Source organism: Salinispora cortesiana (genome assembly GCF_000484695.1).
GTDB lineage: Bacteria > Actinomycetota > Actinomycetes > Mycobacteriales > Micromonosporaceae > Micromonospora > Micromonospora cortesiana.
This window is the reverse complement of sequence record NZ_AXVR01000132.1, coordinates 1-2,968: the sequence shown is the minus strand read 5'-3', so window position 1 is coordinate 2,968 and position 2,968 is coordinate 1. Positions and strand designations below refer to the sequence as shown.

The following is a 2,968-nucleotide window of genomic DNA, read 5'->3' as shown; positions in this document are numbered from 1 at the left end:
ACCGTCTGGATCAACCCCACCGAACCCGCTACCGATCAACCGATGCCGCAAGCGGCGTAACACCCACTGGTCCCACCGGCCTTGACAAGTTCCGGTTCCCTGGCCGTTGGTTAAGCGGAAGATCGGCTGAGCAATGTTGCCCACCGAGGTTGGGGTGGTAGCCGGCGGTCTGGGTAGATGGGTCGGCGGTGCATCGCGACTGTTCGCACCATGCCGGGTGGTCGATGGCGTCGGCGGGCATTGCAGTCGCCGCATCGGGCGCGGCATGGACCGTCATGCCGCACCCTGCTTGGTCCGTGAGCTGGTCAAACGTCCCGGAAGCGGGTTACCGGATACCAGGGTGTGGCGGTTCGCATGGTGCATCGTCCGGCCCACCATCAGAAGTAGCCCCTGACCTGGGGTTTCTGGAGATTCGCCGATCTTTCTCTTCTAGCTTCATCGATCAGTGGGGCCACTGTGAGCCCGAGGTGAGCCCGGGAGTGTATTGCCATGCCATCAGGCCGCGTTAGGTGCCGCTTGAGTGCACGCACGCTGTCCCGATCCAGCGCGCGCGGGTCATCAACTCGAACACGGGCGGGTAGGCGTCGAACAGAGCGATGATCGCCGACGTGTCGAGAATGCGGGGTCTCACGCCACAGCCCGGTCGGCGTGGTCTCCGTAGATCCGGTCTGCGTCGCGCTCGGCGCGTTCCTCCCTCGATGACGTTGGGCAGCCGTCCCCGCTCCCGGAATCCAAGCCACTCGTCAAGGTCGATGGTGGCGTGATTGTTGCCACGGACGCCGAGCGCCAGGGTCTCGATCCCGGAGTTGCGGGCGTCCTCGATCAGGGCGGCGGTGACAAGCCGCGCGGCCGCGCTCCGCTGGGTGCGCGGTCAACTCTCCGAAGTCTGCGTAGTGCTCGAAGGTCGGCTTCGCACTACGTCGCAAAGCCCGGTGCAAACCACCCGGTCGTCGAGCATGGCCAGAACCAGCGCCGCTTCCCCGGCACTGACCAGCATGAGCACGTGGTCCAGCCGGCGGCGCTCGGTCCGCTGTACCTAGGCTGGTGGACGGCTGGGCGGAGCGAGCCGCTCGCACTCGAACCTGCGACCCCTCGCTGTCGGGCGAGCGTTCAACGCCGATGGACGGCTGCGTGGGCGGGTTGGTGAGACCCTGACTGCCCGCACCGCGCCGAACGGCGACAGAAGCGGGCGCTGTGAGCCGATGGGTGGCACGCCGGAGCTGATGCGGGCGCGCCGGTAGCGAGGACGGTGGCAGCTGTGAGAGGTCAGCTTCCGGAGCGCCGGCTGGCAGTGAAGGCGCGGGCCATGCCGACCGAGGCTGGGGCGGTTTCGGTGAAGCCGAAGCGGGTGTACAGGTGGCGGGCGTCACCGTCGGCGATGAGGGAGACGTAGGCGCTGTCGGGCACTTGGCGTTCTAGTTCCGCGGTGAGCGCTTCCATGATCCGCTTGCCGAGCCCATGCCCCTGGTGCTCGGGGCGTACGCAGACATCGACCACCTGGAAGTGGCAGCCGCCGTCGCCGACCACGCGACCCATCCCGACCGGTTTACCGTCGTGCCGGACAACCACGCCATACCACGTGTTCGGCAGGCCGGCGGCGGCTGCGGAGATGGTCTTCGGGCTCAGCCCACTGGCTTCGCGCAGCTCGCGGTAGACGGTGACGGACGGCACCTCCGCCGCCATGATGTAAGGAGCGAATCCGTTATTCATTCCTGACATGGTACCGGCCGGTCAGGGACCTGACCGGCCGGTACCCGCGAGTCAGTTGGGGTTGGTCGCGCGCCGGAAGCTGCCAGAGCGACGAGCGGGCTGGCAAGGCAGCGGCTTCAGCCTGCCAGCGCTGCTTATCGGGTTCTCTCACCCGCATGTCCCTGCTATGCCGAGCCAGAATCGAAGCCGCGATGGGCGCGGAGATCGCTTTGGTGCAGCCGGGCGTGGTCACGTCGTTGGAGAACGCCCTCCTCGTCGGGTGGTGCGTACCTGGCGGCGCGTCGGACAATGTCCCCGGCGTCGAAGGTCGCCGACCATGGACCACGCCGACCTGACCTTCGTGCCGCCGCCGACACAGTACGAACTCGACCGAGGGCTCGGCGCCTTCCGGCGGCGCAGGATCAGCCGACGGTGATCCTGGATGCGCGGCCGTTGATGACGCGGTTGGCCCAGCAACGGGCCTGCCTGCGGTGATGGCCCCAGTCGGCCGGCGTCAGGTGGTGATCGGCCTGCCGCCGGCGCAGCTACGCAATCGTATGGTCGTGTCCGCCCGGCGGATCATCGTCGAGCATTGGCCGCGGGCGGATCGGTGCCCGCTGCCCGGTGTGTGGGTCGGTGGTGGTCCCGTCACCTAACTGGCCAAAGGTATTTTCGCCCCAGGCGAGGACGGAGTCTGATGCGACGGCGTACAGCGATGGTGTGTCCGGCGCGGCCGCGGGCCAGCAGCGACCGCCTACGTGACTGTGCCCATTGCTCCTTTTCGGTGGTCTCCGGCATTCGGGACTCCTCGCCGGCGATTGCCGGGGTGAGCCGGCCTTCGAAGGCGATCTGGAAGGCGTTCAGGGGTGCTTTCCAGCGCATGGTCCACCGCCGGCGGCCGGTGCCGGTCGGGTCGAGGCTCATCAGCGCCATGTAGATGCACTTGAGTGCTGCGGCCTCGTTCGTTTCTGGGCTTCCGCTCATCCTTCCATGAATATCGATCCGTGGGTCATTATGTGCCCTGAGTTGGTCGGGGAGTTCACCACCAGGACGCCCGGGGGTGGTGGTAGCCGCTACCCCGGGATGCCCATTCATCGATGTTGGTCGAATTTTTGCCCTCGGGTGGGTGGGGCTGGCGTGTGGGTAGCGGCTTGATAGGCAAGTAGCCACTTGCCTATTATTGGCGGGTGAGTGACGCTGGCGCAGACAAAGGCCAGGCTGGAGCGGGCGAGGTCTTCAAGGCGCTGGCCGACCCGACCCGCCGGAAGATCCTTGACGA

2 protein-coding genes and 3 pseudogenes are annotated in these 2,968 nt (G+C 66.9%); 2 read left to right on the top strand and 3 right to left on the bottom strand.

All coding sequences use genetic code 11. From position 1 onward, the window contains the following. Positions 1–1,266 precede the first annotated feature (1,266 nt). Positions 1,267–1,710, bottom strand: coding sequence for a GNAT family N-acetyltransferase (locus tag K228_RS0124325; RefSeq protein WP_025620703.1), 444 nt, complete (start codon positions 1,708–1,710; stop codon positions 1,267–1,269). 288 nt (positions 1,711–1,998) lie between these two features. Between K228_RS0124325 and K228_RS30540 the strand changes: the two genes are divergently transcribed. Continuing rightward, positions 1,999–2,184 (top strand): hypothetical protein, encoded by a 186-nt coding sequence (locus K228_RS30540; RefSeq protein WP_025620702.1) that lies wholly within the window; start codon positions 1,999–2,001, stop codon positions 2,182–2,184. A gap of 128 nt (positions 2,185–2,312) precedes the next feature. On the opposite strand, the pseudogene K228_RS29945 reads toward K228_RS30540, so the two are convergent. Continuing rightward, a pseudogene (locus tag K228_RS29945) lies at positions 2,313–2,432 on the bottom strand (hypothetical protein); the annotation flags it as partial. Between the two features lie 82 nt (positions 2,433–2,514). Next, positions 2,515–2,652 (bottom strand): annotated as a pseudogene (locus K228_RS30535) (IS256 family transposase); the annotation flags it as partial. Positions 2,653–2,876: 224 nt separating this feature from the next. Here K228_RS30535 and K228_RS30315 point away from each other — a divergent pair. Further along, positions 2,877–2,968, top strand: a pseudogene (locus K228_RS30315) (transcriptional regulator); the annotation flags it as partial.